21 protein-coding genes and 2 pseudogenes are annotated in these 24,118 nt (G+C 62.4%); 6 read left to right on the top strand and 17 right to left on the bottom strand.

Features of this window, described 5'->3' with window-relative positions:
• Positions 1-36 precede the first annotated feature (36 nt).
• From NMG70_RS05255 to NMG70_RS05235, 5 genes are all read right to left on the bottom strand, one after another.
• A complete protein-coding gene (locus tag NMG70_RS05255) occupies positions 37-1,002 on the bottom strand; it encodes an ABC transporter permease (protein ID WP_254023547.1) in 966 nt (321 codons plus the stop codon).
• Entirely contained in the window at positions 999-2,552 is a 1,554-nt protein-coding gene (locus NMG70_RS05250; protein WP_254023546.1) for a sugar ABC transporter ATP-binding protein, read from the bottom strand. Before NMG70_RS05250 ends, NMG70_RS05255 begins: the two co-directional genes overlap by 4 nt.
• A 162-nt stretch (positions 2,553-2,714) precedes the next feature.
• A complete protein-coding gene (locus tag NMG70_RS05245; RefSeq protein ID WP_254023545.1) occupies positions 2,715-3,710 on the bottom strand; it encodes an ABC transporter substrate-binding protein in 996 nt (331 codons plus the stop codon).
• Between the two features lie 210 nt (positions 3,711-3,920).
• Positions 3,921-4,919: an aldo/keto reductase gene (locus tag NMG70_RS05240; RefSeq protein WP_254023544.1), complete on the bottom strand. Its 999-nt coding sequence runs from the start codon at positions 4,917-4,919 to the stop codon at positions 3,921-3,923.
• Between the two features lie 61 nt (positions 4,920-4,980).
• Positions 4,981-6,486 carry a UxaA family hydrolase gene (locus NMG70_RS05235; RefSeq protein ID WP_254023543.1) on the bottom strand — a complete coding sequence of 502 codons (1,506 nt, stop codon included), beginning with the start codon at positions 6,484-6,486 and terminating at the stop codon, positions 4,981-4,983.
• A gap of 269 nt (positions 6,487-6,755) precedes the next feature.
• Between NMG70_RS05235 and NMG70_RS05230 the strand changes: the two genes are divergently transcribed.
• From NMG70_RS05230 to gnd, 6 genes are all read left to right on the top strand, one after another.
• Entirely contained in the window at positions 6,756-7,649 is an 894-nt protein-coding gene (locus NMG70_RS05230) for a GntR family transcriptional regulator (protein ID WP_254023542.1), read from the top strand.
• A gap of 126 nt (positions 7,650-7,775) precedes the next feature.
• Positions 7,776-8,132, top strand: coding sequence for a DUF2946 family protein (locus NMG70_RS05225; RefSeq protein WP_254023541.1), 357 nt, complete (start codon positions 7,776-7,778; stop codon positions 8,130-8,132).
• A 104-nt stretch (positions 8,133-8,236) separates the two neighbouring features.
• Positions 8,237-8,776, top strand: coding sequence for a copper chaperone PCu(A)C (locus NMG70_RS05220; protein WP_254023540.1), 540 nt, complete (start codon positions 8,237-8,239; stop codon positions 8,774-8,776).
• Positions 8,777-8,836: 60 nt separating this feature from the next.
• Positions 8,837-9,355, top strand: coding sequence for a YcnI family copper-binding membrane protein (locus tag NMG70_RS05215; protein ID WP_254023539.1), 519 nt, complete (start codon positions 8,837-8,839; stop codon positions 9,353-9,355).
• Positions 9,356-9,411: 56 nt separating this feature from the next.
• Entirely contained in the window at positions 9,412-11,034 is a 1,623-nt protein-coding gene (locus NMG70_RS05210; RefSeq protein ID WP_254023538.1) for a copper resistance CopC/CopD family protein, read from the top strand.
• A 160-nt stretch (positions 11,035-11,194) separates the two neighbouring features.
• The gene (gene gnd / locus NMG70_RS05205; protein ID WP_254023537.1) at positions 11,195-12,622 is read left to right on the top strand and encodes an NADP-dependent phosphogluconate dehydrogenase; all 1,428 of its coding nucleotides are present in this window, start codon (positions 11,195-11,197) and stop codon (positions 12,620-12,622) included.
• 274 nt (positions 12,623-12,896) lie between these two features.
• On the opposite strand, the gene NMG70_RS05200 is transcribed toward gnd, so the two are convergent.
• From NMG70_RS05200 to NMG70_RS05150, 12 genes and pseudogenes are all read right to left on the bottom strand, one after another.
• Entirely contained in the window at positions 12,897-14,045 is a 1,149-nt protein-coding gene (locus tag NMG70_RS05200; protein ID WP_254023536.1) for a response regulator, read from the bottom strand.
• Between the two features lie 13 nt (positions 14,046-14,058).
• Positions 14,059-14,424 carry a response regulator gene (locus NMG70_RS05195; RefSeq protein ID WP_254023535.1) on the bottom strand — a complete coding sequence of 122 codons (366 nt, stop codon included), beginning with the start codon at positions 14,422-14,424 and terminating at the stop codon, positions 14,059-14,061.
• Complete coding sequence (locus NMG70_RS05190) at positions 14,421-17,075, bottom strand: GAF domain-containing protein (protein ID WP_254023534.1); 2,655 nt, start codon at positions 17,073-17,075, stop codon at positions 14,421-14,423. The genes NMG70_RS05195 and NMG70_RS05190 overlap by 4 nt, the downstream gene beginning before the upstream one ends.
• Positions 17,041-17,457: an SCO family protein gene (locus tag NMG70_RS05185; RefSeq protein WP_301555127.1), complete on the bottom strand. Its 417-nt coding sequence runs from the start codon at positions 17,455-17,457 to the stop codon at positions 17,041-17,043. Before NMG70_RS05185 ends, NMG70_RS05190 begins: the two co-directional genes overlap by 35 nt.
• Before the next feature lie 163 nt (positions 17,458-17,620).
• On the bottom strand, positions 17,621-18,616 hold the full coding sequence (locus NMG70_RS05180) for an ABC transporter substrate-binding protein (protein ID WP_254023532.1): 996 nt from the start codon (positions 18,614-18,616) through the stop codon (positions 17,621-17,623).
• Between the two features lie 46 nt (positions 18,617-18,662).
• Entirely contained in the window at positions 18,663-19,670 is a 1,008-nt protein-coding gene (locus NMG70_RS05175) for an ABC transporter substrate-binding protein (RefSeq protein ID WP_254023531.1), read from the bottom strand.
• Positions 19,671-19,811: 141 nt separating this feature from the next.
• On the bottom strand, positions 19,812-20,261 hold the full coding sequence (locus NMG70_RS05170; RefSeq protein WP_301555126.1) for a histidine kinase dimerization/phospho-acceptor domain-containing protein: 450 nt from the start codon (positions 20,259-20,261) through the stop codon (positions 19,812-19,814).
• Between the two features lie 18 nt (positions 20,262-20,279).
• A pseudogene (locus tag NMG70_RS32830) lies at positions 20,280-20,327 on the bottom strand (hypothetical protein); the annotation flags it as partial.
• Positions 20,328-20,350: 23 nt separating this feature from the next.
• Positions 20,351-20,851: pseudogene (locus tag NMG70_RS05165) on the bottom strand (hypothetical protein); the annotation flags it as partial.
• 550 nt (positions 20,852-21,401) lie between these two features.
• On the bottom strand, positions 21,402-22,175 hold the full coding sequence (locus tag NMG70_RS05160) for an ABC transporter substrate-binding protein (RefSeq protein ID WP_367185498.1): 774 nt from the start codon (positions 22,173-22,175) through the stop codon (positions 21,402-21,404).
• Entirely contained in the window at positions 22,175-22,408 is a 234-nt protein-coding gene (locus tag NMG70_RS05155) for a twin-arginine translocation signal domain-containing protein (protein ID WP_254023528.1), read from the bottom strand. Before NMG70_RS05155 ends, NMG70_RS05160 begins: the two co-directional genes overlap by 1 nt.
• A 417-nt stretch (positions 22,409-22,825) precedes the next feature.
• Positions 22,826-23,875: a LacI family transcriptional regulator gene (locus NMG70_RS05150; protein ID WP_254023527.1), complete on the bottom strand. Its 1,050-nt coding sequence runs from the start codon at positions 23,873-23,875 to the stop codon at positions 22,826-22,828.
• Between the last annotated feature and the right edge of the window lie 243 nt (positions 23,876-24,118).

Below are 24,118 nucleotides of genomic sequence, written 5' to 3'. Positions count from 1 at the left end.
CGGCCCGATCGCCGGGCCGGCGGTTGTTAAGATGGTCTACTTGCCGCGGCGGCGCAGGCCGTCGAAATAGACGATGACGATGATCAGCACGCCGGTAATGATGCGCTGCCAGAAGGCATTGACGTTCAACAGATTGGCGCCGTTGTTGATGGTGGCGAGGATGAAGGCGCCGAGCAGCGGTCCGTGCACCGAGCCGACGGCGCCGAACAGCGAGGTGCCGCCGATCACCGACGAGGCGATCGCCTGCAACTCCCAGCCCTCGGCCTGTGTCGGATTGCCGATGCCGATGCGTGAGGCAAGCAGCACGCCGACAAAAGCCGCGCACAGGCCCGACAGCGTGTAGGCCATATAGATGGTGCGCTGGACGTTGACACCGGACAGACGCGAGGCCTCGGCGTTGGAGCCGACCGAGAACAGATACCGGCCCCAGCGGCTGTGATGCAGGAAGATGTAGGCAGGGATGCCAACCAGGATCACCATCCAGAACAGATTGGGGACGCCGAGAAACGAACTGCGCGAAAACAGCTGGAAGGCGTCGTTGTTGATCGAGATCGAGTTGCCGTTGGTCATCAAAAGGCCGATGCCGCGTAGCGAGGTCAGCGTCGCCAGCGTGATGATGAAGGGCGGCAGGCCCATCTTGACGATGCCAAAGCCGTGGAACAGGCCGATGGCGACGCCGACCAGCAAGGTGATCAGGATGGCGAGGAAAATCGGCACGCCGGCATTGATCAGCATCGCCACGATGACGGTGGCGAAGCCGACGACGGCGCCGACGGAAAGGTCGATGCCGCCGGTGATGATGACGAAGGTCTGGCCGACCGCCAGGATGGCGATCATCGAACCTTGCCGCAACAGATTCGAGATGTTGTTGGCGGAGGCGAAGCTTGGCGTCGCCACCGAAAGGATGATCCACAAAAGAACCAGCAGCGCCAGCAGTGTGAGCCCGAACAGGGCGTTGTAGTTGCGTTTCGGCCTTTCGGCCGGGATCGCCTCGGTACTCATATCTGTCCTCCCGGTTTTTCTTGTTTCTCGGCCAGTGCCTGGGTGAGGATCTCCTCATGGTTGGCAGTGTGGAAACCATGAGTGGCCACCAATTTGCCGCGCCGGAACACATGCAGCGTGTCGGCCAGTTCATAGACCTCGGGCAGGTAGGACGAGATCAGGATGATGCCGGCGCCCTTGGACAACAGTTCGCCGAACAGGCGGTAGATCTCTGCCTTGGTGCCGACATCGACGCCAACCGTCGGCTCGTCGAAGATGAACAGCTTGGCGCCGTGCGCCAGCCATTTGCCGATGACGATCTTCTGCTGGTTGCCGCCGGACAGGCTGGAGGCGAGCGCGTTGCGCGTCGGCGTCTTGATTCTGAGATTGGCGATCTGGCGATCCGCCTCGGTCTTCTCCTGTGCGCTGGAGATCAGCAGATTGCTGGAGATGCGCTTGTAGATCGGCAGATTGAGATTGAGGCCGACCGGCAGGTTGAGGCAGAGGCCCTGGTCACGGCGGCTTTCCGGCGCCAGCGCCATGCCGATCCTGATAGCGTCATGCTCGGAGTTGACCTGAACCTCCTTGCCCTCCCAGAGGATCTGGCCGGCCGACTTGCGATGACGGCCGTAGAGCGTGGTGACGAACTCGCTGCGCCCGGCGCCGATCAGGCCGTAGAGCCCGACGATTTCGCCGGCACGGACCGTCATCGAGACATTTTCGAAGCCCTTGCCGGAAAGATTTCTGGCTTCGAGGAGCGTCGCGCCCGGAGTAAAATGCTCCTTGTGATAGACTTGCTCGATCGAGCGGTTGATCATCATCTTGACCAGCTCGGCGTCGTTGGTCTCGGCGATGTTCCTGGTGCCGACCAGCGTCCCGTCGCGCAGCACCGAGACGCGGTCGGCGAGCTCGAACACCTCTTCCATGCGGTGGCTGATGTAGATGATAGTGACGCCTTCGCCCTTCAGCCGGCGGATCAGCGTGAACAGCTGGTCGGCTTCCTTGCGGGTGAGATAGGCAGTCGGTTCGTCGAAGATCAGGAACTTGGTGCCGCGCACGGTGGCGCGGGCGGCGGCGATCAGTTGCTGCTGGCCTATGGTCAGGTCACCCAGCACGACATGCGCCGGCAGATCGAAGCCGAGATCGTCGATGATCTTCTGCGCTTCCCTGACCATGGCCCGCTGCTGCAGGATGCCGAAGCGGGAAGCCTCCTCGCCGAGGAACATGTTGGCCGCGACAGTGAGATGGCGGCATAGAACGACCTCCTGATGCACGGCATTGATGCCGAGCGCCATCGCCTCATGCGGCGTCGCCAGCGCTGCCGGCTTGCCCTCCCAGATGACGTCGCCGGAGGTGCGCGGCATGACGCCGGTCAGCAGCTTGATCAGGGTGGATTTGCCGGCACCGTTCTCGCCGACAATGGCGTGGATTTCGCTGGCCTTGAAGGCGAGGTTAATCGGCTTCAGCGCGTGCGTGCCGGGATATCGCTTCTCCAAGCCCTTGAGTTCGAGGATCGTCCTGCCCGGTTCCAGCGTTGGGGCCGGATGCAGTTCCTGCGCCGTCGACGTCATGGCAATCCTCCCAGATCGGCCTCCCAGATTGGGCTCACGATTGGCACGTAGCAACGCTGGCCGGGTCGCATCGTCAAGGGTATTGAAGCCGGCTCATCTCGAAGCACTTCAGGGTGTTTCCGGGGCAACGTGGCCCCGGAAACAATGCACCTACGGCGATGCTCAGTCGAGCTTCGGATTGAGCAGCGCGTCGATCTTCGGATCCTTCATGTTGGCCTTGGTGACGAGGTTGGCGCCTGTGTCGACATTGGCCTCAACCTTCTCGCCTTTCGAGGCGGCGAGCGCCGTCTTGATGCCGTCATAGCCCATCCGGTACGGATCCTGGACGACGAGAGCCGAAATGACGCCGTCGTTGAGGAACTTGATCAGCTTCTCGTCGCTGTCGAAGCCGACCAACCCGACCTTGCCGGCCAGGCTGTTCTCGGCGATCGCCTGACCGACGCCTTGCGCCATGATCAGGTTGGAGGCGAAGATGCCCTTGAGGTTCGGATTGGCGGTGATCAGGTCGGTCGCGATGTTGAGGCCGGTCGTGGCCTGGCCGTCGGCGTATTTGTCGGCGACAAGCTTGAGGCCGGGATATTTGGCGGCAAGCTGTTCCTTGAAGCCCTGGGCGCGCTGTTCGAGCGAGCCGGCGCCCGGAAGTGCGGTGATCAGGGCGACGTCGCCCTCGACTTTGCCGCCATTGGCCTCGCCGATGGCTGCCGCCAGGCCGTCGGCGGCGACGCGACCGCCCTGGATATTGTCGGTGGTCAGGAACGAGGTGAAGGCCTTGGAGTCGGCGCCGGAGTCGATGCCGATGATCTTGACGTTGGTGGCTGCCTCGTCGATCGGCTTGCCGAGCGCCTTGGCCTCGGTCGGTGCGATGACGACGGCAGCCGGGTTGCCGGCGACGGCGTTTTCGAGGATCGAGATCTGGCCGTTGACGTCGGTCTCTGCCTGGGCGCCGAGTTCCGGCACGTTGACGCCGAGGTCCTTGCCGGCCTTGCGGGCGCCGGCCAGGACGATCTGCCAGTAGAAGGAGGTGGTGTCCTTGACGATGATCGGAATGGTCACGTCCGCCGCCGAAGCCGGCGCCGAATGCATCACGCCGGCAAGCATCGAGGCGGCAGCGAGCGCCACGAAGGCGCGGCGGTTGAGAATGCTGGTCACGAATTTCATTAGGTTTCCTCCCTAAGTCGCCCGGTGAACGTTACGAAACTCCATTCGGATAGGCGCTGCCCAAACAGAACTTTATCAATAAAAAACATTTGCCGGATTTTGATAGTCTATCGGTGCGGTCGACGCAAGCGGTGTTTCGTATCGCTTTCCGGGCTCGATCGGAAGAAAGCGTCCTGCCGATCCTCATTGCCTGACAGTTTGGAAGTTGCATCAGCCGAGCTGCTGCACGATCGTGTAAGTATCATATTTGGCGAAGTCGGTTTCCGGCACCTTGACGCCGAGCAGTTCAAGGTTACGCGTCAGGTTGGTGGGCTTGGCCGTACCCGTCAGTACGGACGCCACCACAGGCTCGTGCAGCGGGAACTGGAACGCCGCCGCTGCAAGCGGGTAGCCGCCCTCCGCTGCGATTTTCTCCATGGCGCCGACGCGGCCGAGAATGTCCTCGGTGGCCGGCAGGTAGTCGAAATGCGCACCCGGCACCGGACCGGTCGCCAAGATGCCCGAGTTGAAGACGCCGCCGATGATCAGCGAGGTCTGCCGTTGCCGGCAACGCGGCAGCAATTCGGCTTCGGCGGTGCGGTCGAGCAATGAGTAGCGGCTGGCCAGCAGGATGCAGTCGAGCGGCGCCTGGCGCAGCACATCAAGGCAGATCTGAACCTCGTTGACGCCAAGGCCGTAGGCGGAAATGACCCTGGACGTCTTCAACTCCTCCAGCGCCTTTAGCCCGCCATCCATAAACTGGCGGAAATGCAGCTTCGTTTTCTCGACGCCATGCGTATAGGCGCCGATGTCGTGGACGAACAGGATGTCGATTCGATTGAGGCCAAGCCGCGCATAGCTAAACTCGACCGAGCGCATGATGCCGTCATAGGAATAGTCATAGTCGAGCGCAAAGGGAAGCGGATCGACATAGGAATGGTCCGGGATCTGGTCTTCCGGCACCGGCCGCAACAGGCGCCCGACCTTGGTCGACAGCACGTAGGAGTCCCGCGGCTTGTCGCGCAGGAAATCGCCGAAGCGGCGTTCCGAAAGGCCGAAGCCGTAGAAGGGCGCCGTATCGAAATACCGCAAGCCGGCATCCCAGGCGACCTGCAGCGTCTGCATCGCCGTCTCGCGCGGGCAGGCTCGGTAGAGCCCGCCAACCGCCGCGCCGCCGAAGCTGACCTCGGTTATTTCCAGCGCGGTGCTGCCGACACGGCGTTTCATCATGCAAAGCCTCCCACCGGCCGTTGCCGGGCCTGTCCGTTGTCGTTGTCCGTTAGCGGTCGGGCTAGAGGGTTGCGCCGAGGTGCCAGGGCACGAACTCGTTGTCGCCGTAGCCGAACTCCTCGCTCTTGGTCTTGCGGCCGGAAGCCGTCTCGACGATCAGCTCGAAAATCTCGCGGCCCATGCCGGCAATGGTCTTTTCGCCAGAGGCGATGACGCCGCAATTCACGTCCATGTCCTCTTCCATGGTGTGGTACATGGTCGAGTTGCTGGCGACCTTGATCGATGGTGTCGGCCGGCAGCCGAAGCAGGAACCGCGGCCGGTGGTGAAGACGATGACGTTGGCGCCGCCCGCCACCTGGCCGGTGGCGGAAACCGGGTCGTAGCCGGGCGTGTCCATGAACACCAAGCCGTGGCCGGTGACCTTTTCGGCATAGCCGAAGACGCCGTTGAGCGGTGTCTGGCCGCCCTTGGCGACCGCGCCAAGCGACTTCTCCAAAATAGTGGTCAGGCCGCCGCGCTTGTTGCCGGGTGAAGGATTGTTGTCGATGGAGGCGCCATGCTTGGCGACATGGTCTTCCCACCATTTTACATAGCCGTCGAGCTTGGCGGCGATCTCCGGGGTCGCCGCACGATAGGCCAGCAGATGCTCGGCGCCATAGATTTCCGTCGTCTCGGAGAGGATGCCGATGCCGCCGACGCCGGCCAGGATGTCGACGGCGGCGCCCAGCGCCGGATTGGCAGTGATGCCGGACATGCCGTCGGAGCCGCCGCATTGCAGGCCAACGACGATCTCGCTGACCGGAATCGGCTCACGCTCAAGCTTGCCGACCTCGTCGGCGATCTCGGCCAGCACGACCAACGCCTTCTGAACAGATTTGCGCGAGCCGCCGGCTTCCTGGATGTTGAAATGGCGTTTTCCCGCGGCGACGCCCTTCTGGCCATAGAGGGTAAGCTGATTGACTTCGCAGCCGAGGCCGACCATCAGCACGCCGCCGAAATTCGGGTGGCGAGCATAACCGGCCAGCGTGCGGTGCAGCACCATCATGCCGTCGCCGGTGGCGCTCATGCCGCAGCCCTGGCCGTGAACGATGGGGACGAAGCCGTCAATCCCCGGACATCTGGGCAGCAGCGTCCGGTTCGCCTCGTCGGCGATGGCGTGGCAAACGGTGGCCGAGCAATTGACGCTGGCGAGAATGCCGATGAAGTTGCGCGTCCCGGCGCGACCGTCGGCGCGACGGTAGCCCATGAAGGTGCGGGCGCGGTCGGCCTCTGTGGCGTGCACGGCTTCGCTCGGCGGCACCACCGGCAAACGCCCGGACTCGAAGACCAGATTGTGCGAATGGACATGCTCGCCGGGCGCAATGGCTTCAGTGGCGCGGCCGATCGCCTGAGCGTATTTGACCACGGCCTCGCCGGCGGCGATCGGCTTGATCGCCACCTTGTGGCCGGGTTCGATCAGCGCCGTGGCAACGGCGCCGCCCGGCAGCACCGCGCCGATCTCGATGCGGCCATAGGCGACCGCGACATTGTCGGCGGGGGATAGAAGAATGCTGTTTGCGGCGTTCACGGGCAATTTCCTGGGTGTTGTTGGGATCGGCAAGCGATTGACACGCGCCTGTTAACAGTTAATGTCTTTTATCGTGAAAAAACAGTTTTGCGTCAATTGTTTTTTCATGACGAAGCCGCGCGTTCTTGTCGATGCGCAGAGGACCGGACGCTGGAACCAGGCCTAACTTCCGAAGAGCGGTTCCGCTTCGTGGGAGCCTGCGCCAGGAGCATCTGCATATCGCGCTTCAAGCCGGCCGCCGCAAGCGCCGGCGCGCAACGGGGCAGGGGATGTCGAAGAGCAACAACGTCTATAAGGACGCCTACAATCGCGGTTTGCGGCTGCTCGACGAAACGAAAAGCCTGCCGTCGGAGCCCGAGCTGGGCGCCTTGCTTGGCGTCAGCCGCACGACCATCCGCACCATCCTTGCGCGCATGGAAGAGACGGGGCTGATCGCCTGGAACAAGCGCAGCAAGACGGTGTTGCGCGTGCCGCGGCCGGACGACTTTTTCCCCGAGGAAGAGACCGACACGCTGTCGCAGATCATCGAGCGCTCCTTCATGCGGCGGCTGCTTGCCGGCGGTGTCGAGCCTGGCATGCAGATCAACGAACTTGAGCTGGCGCGCGAGATCGGCGTCGGCACCACCAGCGTGCGCGAGTTCCTGATCCGCTTCTCCCGCTTCGGGCTGATCGAGAAGCGCCGCAACAGCCATTGGGTGCTGAAAGGTTTTACCCGCGCTTTCGCGCTGGAATTGACCGAAATCCGCGAGATGTTCGAACTGCGTTCGGCCGCCGCCTTCGCCGCCCTGCCGGAAGACAGCCCGGTGTGGGCCGACCTCGACCTGCTGGAGGACGAGCATCGCCTGCTGGCGCGCGAGATCGCCACGCGCTTCAACGAATTCTCGGAGCTCGACGAGCGCTTTCACCGGCTGATCCACCGCGCGTCGCACAATCGCTTCATCGTCGATTTCTACGACGTCATCGCCATGATCTTCCACTACCACTATCAGTGGAACAAGGCGCAGGAGCGCGAGCGCAACGAAGTGGCGGTCGCGGAACACCTGGCCTATATCGCGGCGCTCAAATCGCGCGATCTCGGCAAGGTCGACGCCGCCTGCCGCAAGCATCTTAAGTCCGCGCGGCACACGCTGCTGACGTCGATTCCAGAAGGCCAGCAGCCGTAAGGGCGGAAGCGCCGCGTTGCCGCAGCAGTGATTTGGCGATTTTCCGCCCGCCGGCCGCGTGCTAGATATCTTGCCGTTGCTTCGAGAGGAGGCGGGCCTTTGAACATTCGGCGGAGACGATGGAGCATGCCGGCGGCATTCGCCGCGGCCTATTTGCTCGTGCTCCAGTCGGTGTTTGGCGCATTCACCTTCGGCTTGAGCCCGGAAGCTTCGCAACACGACGCCTTCGGCAACGTCATCTGCACCCATGAGGGCGCTGCCCAGCGTCCCGGCGGCGACCCGCACCAGCAGCACATGCCGGCTTGCTGCATGCTTGGCTGCGGCATGGCCTCGGCTGTCTACGCGCCGCCGCCCGCTGCCGCCACGCTGTCCGGCAATTTTTCCGTCGAAACCATCGCGTTTGTGCTGCCGGCGTTCAGGCATCTCGACTTTGCCCGCGACCGCTCTCCGTCGAATCCGCGCGCGCCGCCGGTGACGGCCTGATCCGTTCCAGTTCGCGTTGCGGAATTTTTCGCGCGCGAATTCGTTCAACATCGAAACTGTTTGCGACCGGCCGACGGCGCGATTTCTCAGTTCCTGGAGCTATCATGTCTCACTCTTTCCGCGCGCGGTTCGGCCGCAACAGCTCGTTCCTGCGCCACGTCGAGGAGCGACTCGGCATCACCGTATTCCTCCTCGCCCTCCTGTTCGTCAGCGCCCAGGCCGTTTTCGCGCATGAGTTCAGGGTTGGTGACCTCGAGATCGTGCATCCCTGGTCGCGTGCCACGCCGCCTGGCGCCAAAGTGGCCGGCGGCTACTTCACCATCACCAACACCGGCAGTTCACCGGACCGGCTGCTGTCGATCTCCTCCGATGTGTCGGACAGGACTGAACTGCACGAAATGGGCGTCAAGGACGGCGTCATGACCATGCGGCCGGTCAGCGGCGGCCTCGAAATCCCGGCCGGCGGCAAGGTCGCGCTGGCGCCCGGCGGCTATCATCTGATGTTCGTCGGGCTGAAGCAGCAGCCCCAGCAAGGCGAGACGTTTCCCGCCACGCTGACCTTCGAGAAGGCCGGCACGGTGACCGTCGAGTTCGCCGTCGAGGGCATGGGCGAAATGGGCGGCATGCACGACCATGCCAATTGATCCGGCCAAAAGCTTAAATTCGTAACCAGAAGCATCATTGTGGAAATCAGAGAGACCATCATGAACAAGTATCTTTTGTCGGCCTGCGCGTTTCTCGTCTTCGGGACGGGTGCAGCTTTCGCCCATGTCACGCTCGAAACCCAGGAAGCGTCTGTCGGCTCGACCTACAAGGCGATCCTGCGCGTGCCGCATGGCTGCGAGGGCAAGGCGACGACCGCCGTGCGCGTGCAGATCCCGGAAGGGGTGATTTCGGTAAAGCCGATGCCGAAGCCGGGCTGGACGCTGCAGGCCAAGCAAGGCAGATACGAAAAGTCCTACCAGCTCCACGGCCAGGCGGTGACATCAGGTGCCAAGCAAATCGACTGGAGCGGCGGCAGCCTGCCGGACGAGTTCTACGACGAATTCGTCTTCCGCGGCACACTGGCGGCGGATCTGCCGGCCGGCCAAATGCTCTATTTCCCGGTGGTGCAGGAATGCGAGGGCGCCTCCGAACGCTGGATCGAGATTCCAGCGGCCGGCCAGGATGAGGATGCGCTGGAATATCCGGCGCCTGGCCTCAAGCTGCTGCCGAAAAAGTGAATTCTTACGCGGCGCCCTCTTTCGGATAGAGCGCACCGCTGTCTTATGGCAGTGACATGAACGCGGCATCCATCCTGCGAACGGTCTGCACAGCCGGCCGACCTGTGATCTGCCTGCTGGCTGCGATCGTGCTGCTTGCCGCCATTGCCGCCCCAAGTCAGGCCTTCGCCCACGCGGCGCTGGTCACAACCGAGCCGACGGACGGCGCCGTGCTGGCGCAGAGCCCGGCGCAGTTCTCGCTGACCTTCAGCGAGCCGGTGTCACCGCTGGTGCTGGCCTTGGTGCGGCCTGATGGAACGCCGGTTCCCCTGACGTCCTTTCGGCCCAATGGCCAGACGCTCGACATCGACAATCCGCAAAGGCTCGGATCCGGCACGCATGTGCTGAGCTGGCGGGTGATCTCCGCCGATGGCCATCCGGTCGGCGGCTCGGTGCTGTTTTCCATCGGCGCGCCGAGTGCGGCGCCGGCCGTCTCCGAAGCTGTCGACCGGGGCCTGAGGTCGGCAATCTGGATCGGCAAGGTCTTCCTCTATGTCGGCCTGTTTCTCGGCGTCGGCGGCGCCTTTGCCATCGCTTGGCTGGCGCAAGGCAGGCGTGCCGGCCGCCGCTTCGTCATCGCCGCAATCCTGTGCGGCCTCGTCGCGGCGCCGTTGTCGCTCGGCTTGCAGGGACTGGACGCGCTCGGGGCACCGCTCGCCCGGCTGGCGCAGCCGGGCGTCTGGCAGGCCGGGCTCGGCACCAGCTTCGGCTGGACGGCGCTGGTCGCGCTGGTGGCGCTCGGGCTTGGCCTGCTGTCGCTGGTCGGACCGCGCGGCGGCGCAAAACTGTTTGCCGCTGCCGGCTTGGCCGGTGTCGGTGCCGCCCTCGCCGCCAGCGGGCATGCAAGTGCCGCCGAACCGCAATGGCTGACAAGGCCGATGGTGTTTCTGCACGGCGCCGGCATTGCCTTCTGGGCCGGGGCGCTGGCGCCGCTCGGTCTCGCCATGAGGCGGAAGCCGGTTGAGGCCGCGCCTTTTCTGCGCCGGTTTTCCCAAGCGATCCTGCCTGTCGTGGCCGTGCTTGCTGCCACCGGCATCGTGCTGGCCATCATCCAGGTGCAGGCGCCCGCAGCTTTGCTTGAGACCGCCTATGGCCGGCTGCTGCTAGTCAAGCTGGCGCTGCTGTTCTTTCTGTTCACGCTGGCCGCCACCAACCGCTGGAAACTCACCGGCCCGGCCGAAGCGGGAGGGACGGAAGTACAGAGGAGGCTGGTCCGCTCGATCGGCATTGAAATACTGATCGTTCTGGCGATCTTCGGCGTTGCCGCCGGCTGGCGCTTCACGCCGCCGCCACGCGCCCTGGCGATCGCAGCGGTGCAGCCGGCGTCGGTGCATATCCACACGCCGAAGGCGATGGCCGACCTCAGCATCACGCCCGGCCATGTTGGGCCGGTTGCCGCCTCGATCGTCATCATGACCGGCGATTTCGGCCCGCTCGACGCGGACCAAGTGACGCTGATGCTTTCAAAACCCGACTCCGGCATCGAGCCGATCAAGCGCGCGGCGACAAAGCGCGGCGACGGCACCTGGCGCGTCGACGATCTCGTCGTCCCGGTCCCTGGCCGCTGGACGGCGCGGCTCGATATTCTCGTCTCGGATTTCGAGATCGTGAAGATAGAGGCGCCGATCGATATCAGGTGATGAGGACCAGCCGGCAGTCTGCGAAACACAATTCGGCGAGCCAGTTGACGCGGCCCTGAAGGCCCGTCAAACATCGCGGCAAAGAATGGCATCCCGACAAGAATGGGCATCGCCGCAAAATCGCGGCCTCAACAAAAGATCCGAAAGTAGGGAAGAAGCGATGGACAAAGCCGAAATCGGCCTGATCGGCCTTGGCACGATGGGCTCCAACCTGGCACTCAACATCGCCGAGAAGGGGCACCGCATAGCCGTTTTCAACCGCACCGCGGCACGCACCGACGCCTTTGTCGAGAATGCCGGGGCGCTCAGGGATATGGTCGTGCCCTGCTACAGCCTGGAGGAACTCGCCGCCGCCATCCGGCCGCCGCGGCCGATCATCATCATGGTGCTGGCCGGCAAGCCGGTCGACGAGCAGATCGCGGCACTGCGCGGCGTGTTGTCGGCCAACGACATCGTCATCGATGCCGGCAACGCCAATTTCCGCGACACGATGCGGCGCTTCTCCGAGCTTTCCGATTCGGGGCTCACCTTCATCGGCATGGGCGTGTCCGGCGGCGAGGAGGGCGCGCGCCATGGACCGTCGATCATGGTCGGCGGCACGGAACAGTCCTGGAAACGTGTCGAAAAGGTGCTGACCGCCATTTCGGCCAAGTTCAGGGATGAGCCCTGTGCGGCATGGCTTGGCACCGATGGCGCGGGGCATTTCGTCAAGACCATCCATAACGGCATCGAATATGCCGACATGCAGATGATCGCCGAGATCTACGGCATTTTGCGCGACGGGCTCGGTATGGGGCCGAAGCAGATCGCACAGGTGTTTGCCGGCTGGAACAAGGGCCGGCTCAACTCGTATCTGATCGAGATCACCGCCAAGGTGCTGGCCGCCGACGACCCGAAGACAGACAAGCCGGTGGTCGATATCATCCTCGACCGCGCCGGCCAGAAGGGCACGGGCAAATGGTCGGTCATCGAGGCGCAGCAGCTCGGCATTCCGGCCACCGCGATCGAGGCCGCGGTGGCGGCGCGCGTCCTGTCGTCGATCAAGGACGAGCGCCTGGCCGCTGAAAAGGCCTATGGCAATGATGGCGTGACGACCATTTCCGGAGACAAGGACGCGCTTCTTAGCGATCTCGAGCTGGCGCTGTTCGCCGGCAAGATATCAGCCTATGCGCAAGGCTTCGCGGTGATGAGCGGCGCGTCGAAGGAGTTCAACTGGAACCTGCCAATGCCGACCATCGCCAAGATCTGGCGGGCCGGCTGCATCATCCGCTCGCAATTGCTGGACACGATGGCGGAAGCCTTCGGCACCGGCGGGGCGGCCACCAATCTTTTGATGGCACCGGCCTTCATCGCGATGATGCAGGAAGCGCATCCATCGCTGCGGCGCATCGTGGCAAGGGCATCGGAAGCCGGCTCGCCGGTGCCGGCGCTGTCGTCGGCGCTTGCTTATTTCGACAGCTACCGCCAGGGCCGCGGCACCTCGAACCTGATCCAGGCGCAACGCGATTTCTTCGGCGCGCACGGCTTCGAACGCATCGACGGGTCGGGCGCGTTCCATGGCCCTTGGGGGAGCGGAGCGGCAGGTTAGGTCGCAGATTAGCCATTCATGGTCATCGGCTATTCGCCCGAAAGCAGTCTGACGGGCACTCGACCGCTGAAGTACGGAGTACTGCATTCTCTGGGCCGTGAGTCAGGTCGCTGATGCGCAGGATGGACTCATAAGGCTGCCATCGGGTTGCTACTGGCAGAACGCATACTTTCTCCCCGTTGCGGGCGGTTTCGAGATCGGTCGTGGCTGGGATGCTTTGTGCCGACGGTTCGACGGGTCGTATCGTCCGGAAGAGACCGGAGTGCGTCTAAAGCTAGCCTGGCCGACCGAACCACCGCACGATTTCATAGGCAGGCATTGGGCGGCGAAAACCCTTCAGCGTCAGATCGCCAAGAAGAACGGATTCGACCAGCGACTCGACAGCGCCGAGGACCCGTTGGCTGACGAGAATCTGGCGGGACTTGGCGGCCTCGCACAATCGGGCGGCATGGTTCGACACGGTGCCAATGACCGCATAGTCCGAGCGCCGATCAAAACCGATGCGCCCGATGGTTGCGTGGCCCCTGGCAATGCCGATCCCAAAGCCAAGCAAATAGTCCCGCTTGCGCCATCGCTCTGAGTGCCCGTCAATCGCGTCGCGCATCGCGGCAGCCATTGAGACAGCTCTCTCGCTGTGGTCGGCGCATGGGAGTGGATCGTTGAAAACCACGACGATACCGTCGCCCACGAACCGCTCGAGAGTCCCCTCGTGGCGGACAATTTGTTCACCAAGACAGGAATGATACTCGGCAAGAACTGTCATGACTTCTTCGGGTTCGGCGGTCTCCGCGAACGCTGTAAAGCCGCGCAAATCGCAAAAGACAACGGTCACCTCGCGACGGTGGCTTTGCAAGAGCGCATCTCCATTGCCCGCCGCAACGATAAGGTCGGCGACTTGTTCGGGCAGGAATCGCCTAAGCCGCGCCATTCGCTCGAGCTCCGTCACCTGCTCAGCCACGGTTTGCTCGAGCGAGCGATTCCAGTCGGAAAGTTGCGCGGCTTGGTCCTCAAGGCGTTTGGCTTGGCTCGCGACAGTGTCGTGAAGCGCCTTCTGGCGCAGCATCGAGCGCACCCGCGCGAGCAGCGCCTGGTGCTCGAAGGGCTTCGTCAGATAATCGTCGCCACCGGCATCCAGCCCCTCGACCACGTCGCGCGTATCGGCTTTGGCGGTGACAAGGATAACCGGGATCGATCGCAGCGAGTCGTCTTGCTTGAGTATCCGCACCACAGCGATGCCGTCGAGCTTCGGCATCATGATGTCGAGCAGAATCAGATCCGGCTTGAGGTCGCGGGCTTTCGCAAGTCCCTCTTCACCATCGGCGGCGGTCGCCACTTCGTAGCCGTTCGCTTCGAGACGCATGCGCAGGATCTCAAGGTTCTCCGGCGTATCGTCGACCGCGAGAATTCGAGGCGGATCGTGCACGGTGCTGCCTCCCTCAGGAAAGGAACCCGCGGATCTCGGAAAGCAGCTGGCGCGGACTGAATGGCTTGGCGATGTAGCCATCGCACCCTGCAGCAAGGGCTTTCGCCTCGTCGCCCGACAACGCGTAAGAGGTGACGGCGATGATCGGGATGTGCCGGAGCACCGGGTCAGCCTTGATGCGGCGGGCAGCTTCATACCCGTCGATCACCGGAAGCTGAATGTCCATAAGGATCAGGTCCGGCATGTGCGCTCTGGCCGCAGCGATGCCGGCGGCACCGTCCGCCGCTTCGATCAGTTCGTAATCGGTAGTGGCGATGAGATCGCGGATGATCTGGCGGTTGTCCTCGGTGTCTTCCACCATCAGGATTCGTTTGCTCATGCGGCCCTCACGTCCTCATTCACGCGGATTGGTACCTTCAGGCGGAATGTCGACCCTGACCCGATCACGGACTCGACGTCTATGGTTCCACCATGCATTTCGACTATGCGCTTCGAGATCGCCAGGCCCAGCCCCGTGCCACCCTTTTGCCTGGTGCTGCTGCTGTCGACCTGCTGGAATTCTTCGAAGATGAGAGCCTGGTCCGTGGACGCGATGCCGGGACCGGTGTCCCGCACGGTGATCTCGAAGTGACCATTGACTGCACTGGCAAGAATGTCGACTGCGCCCGTCTCGGTGAACTTGACCGCATTGCCTGCGAGATTGAGCAGGACCTGGGCCAGGCGGCGTTCGTCTCCGCGGCCAATTGGAAGGTTCTCGCCGACTGTCGCAGCGAGATTGAGACCTTTTGCTCGCGCCAGCGGCTCTACGGCCGCAACGGTCGATCGCACCACTTGCCCGATGGAATAGTCCTCAAGCGTCAGAGTGAGCTGGCCGGCTTCGATCTTTGAAAGGTCGAGCACGTCATTGATGAGCCCGAGGAGGTGACGGCCGTTTGCCTGCACGCGCGCAACGGTCGTCTTTGCCTTCTCCGGAAGCTCGCCGTAGATTCCGTCGACCAACAGTTCGGTGAAGCCCAGAACCGAATTGAGCGGCGTCCTGAGCTCGTGGCTCATATTGGCAAGGAACTGGGACTTGTGGCGGCTGGCTGCCTCCAGCTCCCGGCCTTTCTCCTCGATCTCACGGAACAGCTTGGCATTCTGGATCGCGAGCACCGATTGGGCTGCGAAGGTCTCCAGCAGGTGGACAACTTGCTCATGGAAGGCACCTGGCTTGTAGCGCCTGACGACCAGTGCACCGACGATCTTGTTGGGCCTCAGCAGCGGAACGATCAGGATACCGCGATATCCGGCTTCGACGATCGTCTTTCTTACAAGGAAGGATGAGGCCTCCTCGCTGAGGTCGGGAAACTGCACCGGCATGCAGCGCCCGGGTGCGTCGCCGATCCCCATGTCGGCCAGCCCGATCGTCTGGTGTGAGACTGCGGCGACAAGCTCATCGCTCATACCGAAGTTTGCGCGCGGACGGAATTGCTGCCGCGTGCTGCTGAACACGTAGATGGTGCCAGCATCCGTCTCCGACAACTGGACCGCTTTGGCGACGATCGTTTTCAGCACCGTGTCGAGATCCAGCGTCGAATTGACCGCCTTGCTCACCTCACCAAGCGCCTCGAGCTCACCAACAGACGCGGCGAGCTCGCGCGTCCGTGACTGCACCGCCTCGAAGAGCCGCGCATTCTCGATGGCGATCACCGCCTGGTCGGCGAATGTCTCGACGAGCGCGATCTCCTTGGGATTGAAAGGTTGCGGCTCAACCCTCGTCATGACGAATACGCCAACGAGATCACCTTCCCGCAACAGCGGGGCAGCGAGGACGGTGCGGAATCCGCCTGCCTCAGCGATCAAGGCAACGCGGTAGTCCGGATCAGCGGTCACGTCTTCGATTTGCACGATCCGCCGTTCTTCGATTACGCGCCCTACGGCGGAGCCTCGGCCTGCGGCAAGCGCTGGAAGTGGATTGGCGTCGACATAAGCACGGAAACTGGGCGGGTAGCCATGCGTCGACACATAGCGGAATACGCCATCCAGCAACTGCACGATACCACCCTTGTCGGCACGGCAGAGCCTGACAGCCGATGCCACCAACGTATCGAGCACGACCTGCAGATCGAAGGTAGAGCGACTGATGACCTTCAGAACGTCTGCGGTGGCTGTCTGCTGCTGAAGGGCTTCGTCGAGCTGCTGGGTGCGCGTCTCAATCTCCTGATACAGGCGCCCCAGCTGGTCGGAGGTCTGGTTGACGTTAGCGGCGAGTACTCCAAGTTCGTCGCGATTGGCGACGGCAACCTGTTGGGCGAAGTCGCCGGCCGCTATCTGGCTGAGACGCGTCTCGATCTTCTTGACCGGTTCGATCAACGACCAGGAGATAATGTAGCCGAGCCCCAACGCCAGCAGGATACTGCCCACCGCAAACGAGACCACGATCAGTCGGGAGGTCCCGTACGCCCCCTCGGTCGTTTCGATTGCCGCCACCATGTCGGCTTCGGCCATGTTGACCAGCTGGTTTGTCAGCCGCTCTAGGCTATCAGCCGACGGTATGATTTCATCAAGCTGAACCTTGCGCGCCTCCTCAGGGCGGCCGGCGCGGACGAGCTCTGCCACGTGCGTCACCCCGGCCGTCAGCCGTTCGTACTCTTGCCTGACCTGGCCAAGCACTTCCACCTCGGCTTTGGCGACAAACTCCATGCGGTCGAGGTCGTAGCCGAACTGATTGAGCTGGCGCAGCGCCGCATCCAGCATCCGGTCGTCCTGAAGCAACAGGGCGGTGGAGATGCCGTAGAGCTGCGTGGTCGTATCGTGCTGTACCTGGCGGTAGGCCGCGATTCTGCGCTGCAGCTTGATCAGCTCGTTGGTCTGATCGTTCACCCCACTCAGCACCTGCAACCCGACGGCCCCGAGCACGATCAGCAGGCCGACGATCGACAGAAACGCGATCAGCAGCTTGGTCTGGACGCGGGCCGGCAGCCGCGCAACCCAGCCCACCAGCCGGTTTGTGATGTTATTTGGATTCGTCCAAGAGGCTGAGAAGGTCACCCCGGAACTCCTCCAAGTCGAACCGGACGCCGAGATACTGTACGCGCAAGGTGCCAATCGAGTCTATGAGCGACGTCAGGAATGTGTGATCGACGTCTCCCTCCGCCACCTTCCTCGCGAAGATGCCGTACTTGCGTCCGACCTCACGGATGATCGTCGGATCGCCGGTAAGAAACGCCCAACCGTCCAGATCAGCGCCGAAGTCCTGTGCATATTGCTTCAGCACTTCGGGAGTATCGTGCTCCGGATCGACGGTGATCGAAACGAAGGCAACCCTGGGCCCGAACGCAGAACCTAGCTTGTCCTGCACATGCGCCATGTTGGCGGTCAGCATCGGGCAGATATCAGTGCAGGAAGCATAGATGAAAGTGACGGCGACCACCTTGCGCGAAAGTCGTGGAGCGACACGCGCGCCCCATCCTGTGAGGTCAGGGTAAAGTCGGGCGCCGGCCCAATCGTCGGCAGACGCTGGTCGTGCGGCTCCTCGTGGGCATGCGCCGGCCCGGCCATCAGCGCAAATAGCAGAAAGCGTGCGGGCCACGCTCTCACATCTTCAACTCGCGCTTGATCTCCCGAAAGAAATGCCAATCGGTGAATCCGGAGATGACCTCGTTCGGGGTCTTCTTGATCATTCCCAATTCGTTCAGCCGAAGCGCAAAGAAGCGGACAGTGTCTTCGGGGTCGTACTCGCGCCAAAGGTCATAGCGGGTGTCCTTCATGGTCATCATGGCGCACTCGTGAGAGAAACCCACATCTGCCATCCATTGCGCCGCCCGTTCAGGTTGCTGGTGACAAATATCGGTCGCCTTGAGGAGAGCACGCAAGGCGCGCTTTGTTGCCAACGGATTGCTGCGGATGAAATCGGTATTGGCGACAGCCATGCAGCAGAAATAGTTAGACCACGGGCGATCATTGGTGATGTTGACGATGACGTGCCCGACGTCCCGCGGGCACGGCTTTTTGGGCTCGGGCGGAAAGCCAATGAATGCATCGACCTCGCCGGAGGTGAAGAGCTCGGCTTGAGTCGCTGTCGGGTTCACGACCCAGTTGATGTCGGAGGCGGGTTTAAGTCCGACATAGGCAGCCATCATGCTCACCAACATATGATCGGTAGCGCCTATCGCGTTTACGCCAACTCTCTTGCCACGCAGATCCGCGACACTACGGATGCTGTCGTTGGCACGTAGTTCCATGCATCCCACCTGAATGCCGGCAAGCACCGTTAATGGTCTCCCGGCATCCACTAGGGGCAAGTAATCGGACCAAGATTGCATGTCTAAATCGACTACACCGTCTGGCACCATGGCCGCGGCAGTCATGGACGAAGGCACATATCGAACGTCGGTGAAACCCTCCTCGTGAAGCAGTTCCTCGGCCAATGATAGGGGCGCGAGGCAGGCGGCACTCGGCATGGGGAGGCGAATGGTGGTCGTCTCCGGTGGTGGCTCCCCTGCGGCAATAGATGGAACCTTGAACAGCCCCGCGCTGCCCGCCGCCGACAGGCCTGTTAGAAAAGTGCGGCGATTTTGAATGATCTTCATGGGGTTCTCCCCTCCCATCGAAAAAGAAATGCGTGGCCCCGTCTGCTCACATCTTCAACTCCTGCTTCAGCTCGTCGAGGAAACGGAAATCCGCGCCGTTGGCGAGGATCTGTTGCGGGCTCGACTTGATCATGCCCGTCTCCTGCATACGGAGCGCATAGAAGCGCACCGAGTCCTCGGCATCGTAGTCCCGCCACTTGTCGTGTTGGGTCTCCTGCAGCGTCAGCAGGGCTTCGTCGTAGCTGGGCAGGAAGCCTCGATCGACCAGCTCGTGTGCCGCCGACATCGGGTCCGACGCGCAGAAATCTGCGGACTTGAGGATGGCTCGGAGCACACGCTTGGTCGCGACCGGGTATTTTTCCACGTAGTCGACGCTGCCTGCGACCATGCAGCAGAAGTACTGCGACCACGGACGGTCGATCAGGTTGCTGACAATCGTGTGGCCTATTTTCTCTGAACGAATCTTCGGGAACTCGCTGGTGCCGGCGAGGAACGCATCGACCTTGCCATCGATGAAGTCCTGCATCGGGGAGCCTACCACCCATTCGATGTCGTGATCGGGATCGAGCCCGACATAGTTGACGATCAGCGTGAGAAATACGTGCGGATGGTCGTCGAGGGCCCAAATCCCCACCCGCTTTCCCTTCAGGTCGGCAATGCCATTGACACTGTTATCGGCCCGCAACTCCCAGCAACCCGTGTGCACGCCGGTCAATATCTTGATGCGCGCTCCTGCATCGATAGACCGGATATGCATCGACGGCATGTTGAAATCGAAATCCGTCACACCGCCGGCGAGCCACTCGGTGTTGTCGACCTTGGTGTCGCCTTCCACGTAGCGGACATCGGTCAGGCCGTCGGCGCGGAGCAGTTCTCCCGCGAGATACAGGGACGCCCAGCAGTAGGCGCCACCGACCCACCGACCGAGGCGGACGGTTGTCGTCTCCGGGGCCGGCTTCCCTGTGGCATTGGATGGTCCAACCTTGAATAGCCCCGCACCACCGGCCGCCGTCAGGCCGCCCAGAAATTGGCGGCGGTTCTGAATGATCTGCATCGGAACGCTCCTCCGAATTGCAAAAATCGATTGCGGCCGGAACCGAGCAAAAGAGGTTTCGGCAGAGGCAGATGGTCTCGTGAGCGCGACGAGTAGCTGTGGATTCGAGCGCGCCCAGTCTGATGCGGGAGTCTTGCGCTCTCAGTCGTCGGCCCATGCATTAGCAACCGACGATATGCCACGATACGCCCAATTCGCGTTAGTTGCGAGCGCAAAACTTACTCCGCCAAACATCCTGCCACCGCCTCGCGGCCAGGAGACCGTTTGCGCGGTTGCGAATGCCACCTCGAGTTTACCGCGCGGCCGGACCGAGTCATCGACGTTGAGTCCCAAGAGATGTCGGCCGTTTGCTTGCACGCGCGCCACCGTCGTCTTTGCCTTGTCCGGGAGCTCGCCGTAAATCCCAACGACCAACAGTTCGGTGAAGCCGAGTACTGAATTGTGCGGCGTCCTGAGCTCGTGACTAATGTTGGCGAGGAACTGGGACTTGTGGCGACTGGCTGCCTCCAGTTCTCGGCGTTTTTCCTCAACCTCGCGGAACAGCTTCGCGTTTTGAATAGCAAGTACCGATTGGGCCGCAAAGGTTTCCATCAGGTGGACGACTCGTTCGTCGAATTCTCCTGGCTTACGGCGCGTGACGACAAGCGCGCCTACGATCTTGTTCGGCCTGAGCAGTGGGACTACAAGACGCCGCGATATCCGGCGCCGAGGACGATCTTCTGAACGGCAGAGGGTGTTCCTTCGCTGAGATCGGGTACTTGGACAGGTGCGCGGCGCCATGCGGCATCGCCGATCCCCAGGTCGTTCAGCCCGATGGCCTGGTCGAAAATCGCGGCAATTAGCTCATCACTCATCCCAAAAGTCGCGCCCAGGCGCAATTGTTGCCTCGTGCCACTGAACACGTAAATAGTGCCCGCATCCGTGTCCGATAGTTGCACCGCCTTCGCTACGATCGTCCGCAGCACCGTGTCGAGATCGAGCGTCGAATTGACCGCTTTGCTGAGCTCGCCGAGCGCTTCCAGTTCGCCGACCGAGCGTGCAAGCTCGGCCGTGCGTGCCTCCACCTCTTGATAGAGTAGCCCCAGCTGCTCGGACGTCTGGTTGACATTGCTGGCAAGCACTCCAAGCTCGTCACGATTTGCGACGATGACCTGTTGCGCAAACTCTCCAACCGCCATCTGGGAAGACGCGTTTCGATCTTACGCTCAAGTCGGTCGGCCAATGGGACGATCTGGGCCATTTGCGTCTGCGCGCCTCGTCCGTATGTACCGCGCGGACAAGGTCTACCACATGCGTCACTTCGTCTGTTAACCGGTCGTAGTCCTGTCGGACTTGCCCGAGTAGTTCCGCATCTTCCGTAGGGACGAACTCCATACGGTCAAGGTCGTACCCAAACCGGCTGAGCTGGCGGAGGGCCGCATCCAGCATCCGGTCGTCCTGAAGCAACAGGGCGGTGGAGATGCTGTTGAGCTGGTTTGTCGTGTCGTGCTGAACCTTGGCGATAAGCTGCGATCTTGCGCTACAGCCTGGTCAGCTCATTTGTTGATTATTGACCCCGCTCAGCACCTGCAGGCTGACGGCCCCAAACGCGATCAGAAGGCCGGCGATCGACAAGAATGCGATTGGGCGCTGGCGCAATCATCAGCAACCGTTCGTCGTGCGCCGCGTCATGTGAATGCGCCGGCCAAGCAACGAGCAGCGCCAATAACAAGACGCGTGCCGGCCACATATTCATGTCTTCAACTCGCGCTTGAGCTCATTGAGGAAGCGCCAATCCGTGGCCTTGGCGATGATCTCCTGGGGACTCGCGGTGATAGCGCCGGCCTCGCGCAGGCGCAGTGCATAGAAGCGCACCGTGTCTTCCGCGTCATAGTCCCGCCACCGCTTGTAGGGGACCTCGCCAAGGGCTTGGAGCGCATAGTCATAATTAGCGGTGAATTTTCCCTCGACGAGACGGCGCGCGACCATGGCGGGGTCGGCCACGCACAGATCGGCTGCCTTGAGAATGGCACGCATCACCCGCTTCGACGCGACGGGATTGGCGGCGACGAAGCCGGGATTGCCGGCCAGCAGGCAGCAGAAATACTGCGACCACGGCCGATCGAGCGCACTGTTGAGGAGGACGCGGCCAGCCCCCTTGGCGCGCAGCTCCTGCGGCTCCGGCGGAAAGCCGAGAAAGGCATCGACATCGCCACGCAGGAATAATTCCTTCGGCTTCACGTCGGGATCGCTCACCCAAACGATGTCGCGCACCGGGTCCAGCCCGACATGGGCCGCTATGCTGACGATGAATAGATGCGGACTGGATCCGAGTGCCTGGACACCGACTTTCCTGCCCCTGAGTTGGAGGATGCTGTCGATGCCTGGCTGGACGAACAGCTCGAAACAGCCCGGATGAACGCCGCCCATCAATGTCAGCCTGTGCCCCTGATCGACGGCGACAATCGTGGGCGCGATGAAGTTCAGGCCAAAATCGATCTTGCCGCTCGCCGTGTCTGTCGCCATCACAGTGCCAGGCTGGGTCTCGACATAATCCACATGCGTGAAACCCTCGGCATACAGCAGATCCTCCGCGACAAATTGCGGTGCGAGGCAGATGCCGAAGGTCTGCTCAGACGAATCCGGCTGGTCTCGGGCGGCGGCTCGGCGCTGGCCGGGGTCGCGGCGCCGACGAGGCCGACAGCACCGGCTGCCGAGAGGCCGGCCAGAAAGCGGCGGCGGCTTTGGATGATCTGCATCAGAACGCTCTCCGAACCGCGAAAATGAGCCTGGACCGGAATCGAGCAAAGAAATCCGGCAGAGGGTGACATCTTGTCGGCGCGCCCGAAGGCTTGTGAGCTAGGGCGCGCTAGCCAGCGATAAGCATTCATACGCCTTATTTCGGCGACTGTCAGTGGCGGCTTCGAGCTGCTTCTGGACGGCCGAGCTTACCCATCCCGGAACGACCGGATCGGATCACGTCACGACAATATTCGCACCGAGCTGAGGGTCCGCTATTTAAGATCCCGGACCCAAAGCTGTCGGTCTGCTGTCGGCCCAAGGCTGCCAGTCAGCAGCACGCATTTTGCAGCCAAGTGGAATCACTTGGCGCCGCAGAAATGCGGCTACGACAAAGAGATGGAGAGGGATGCCAGTTCAATTTGAACGTATCCGCTCTAGTCGGGACGGCGATAGGCCAGAACCCCGGTCGGCTTGCTCAGGCTCTGCAAGGAGCCAGGTGTTGCGCCGCCGATCCAGCCCAGCACCGAGCGGGCGAGCTCGGCGCCGGCCAGCCGGAAGTTCTCGTTGACGACCAGCAGTTCCCTGCGGAACAGGTGCAGCAGGTCGGACGACTGCTTGGACACCACGTCGACGTCACGGCCGAGCTTGAGGCCGGCGTCCTCGATGCCGGCGACGATGGCGAGTGTCGCGGCAGCGGCACTGCTGACGAAACCGTCAGGCCTGACGTCGCGGCGCATCAGCTGCGCGGTCCTCATCCTGATCTGCTCGATCGAATGGTCGACCGAAACGGTGTTGAACGGGATCTCGCTGGCGCCGACCTCGCTCAGCGCATCGGTGAAGCCGTTCAGCGTATGGCTGTGGTAGGTCAGCTCGACTGGAGGCGCCAGCAAAGCCAGCCTGCGGCGGCCGATGCCGGCCAGGTGGCGCACAGCCTCTGTGGCGAACGCGTAATTGTCGAAATCATGATAGGGGTGGATCAGCCCCATGTCGGTGCGGCCATGCGTGGCGAAGGGGATGCCACGCTCGAGCATGTAACGGGCCCTGGGGTCGTTCGGCTGGGTGCGCGAAATGATGACGCCGTCGGCGGAGCCGGTCTCCACCAGATAACGTATCGGATCCAAAGGATCCTGCGAGCGTGAATAGGGCGTGACGATCAGGTGGTAGGGTGTGTCGGCAATGACTTCCGAGACGCCGTAGATGATGTCCGAGACAAAGCTCATGATCTCGCGCTCGGTGTTGAGCACGAGGCTGATGACGTTGGTCTTGCCGGTCCGCAGCCGCACACCGGCGCGGTTGGGGCGGTAGCCGATCTGCTTGGCGACGAGCTGGACGCGCCGCCTGGTCTCGGCGCCGATCTCGGGCGCGTCCTTCAACGCCCGCGACACTGTGGTGACGCCGAGGCCAGTCATGAAGGCAAGCGTCTTCAATGTCGGCCGGCCCAGTCCCGACGCCTCGTCGTCCTTTTCCGTCTGATCTCTGTCCATTCATCCCGCCCGTCAGGCGCATAGCAGTTGCCGTGCAGGTAGGCAATCGGTGATGAACACCCTATATACTGAAACGTTACAGATTGTCACTTGCCATCGCGCGGCGGCCAGTAAAGCTAAGCCTTGGATGAGTGGCGCTCCGTTCGATACAAAGTTCGGTGTGCGGCGGCAAGGACTTGCCCGTGGCGCAAGGTTTTGCCGAATTTCACCCATTGCAGCTTCATTTTTGCAATGCGACCTGTC

It is taken from the genome of Mesorhizobium ventifaucium (assembly GCF_935822925.1).
Lineage (GTDB): Bacteria > Pseudomonadota > Alphaproteobacteria > Rhizobiales > Rhizobiaceae > Mesorhizobium > Mesorhizobium ventifaucium.
Note: the sequence above shows the minus strand (reverse complement) of the source record. Positions and strands in the feature narration are given on the sequence as shown.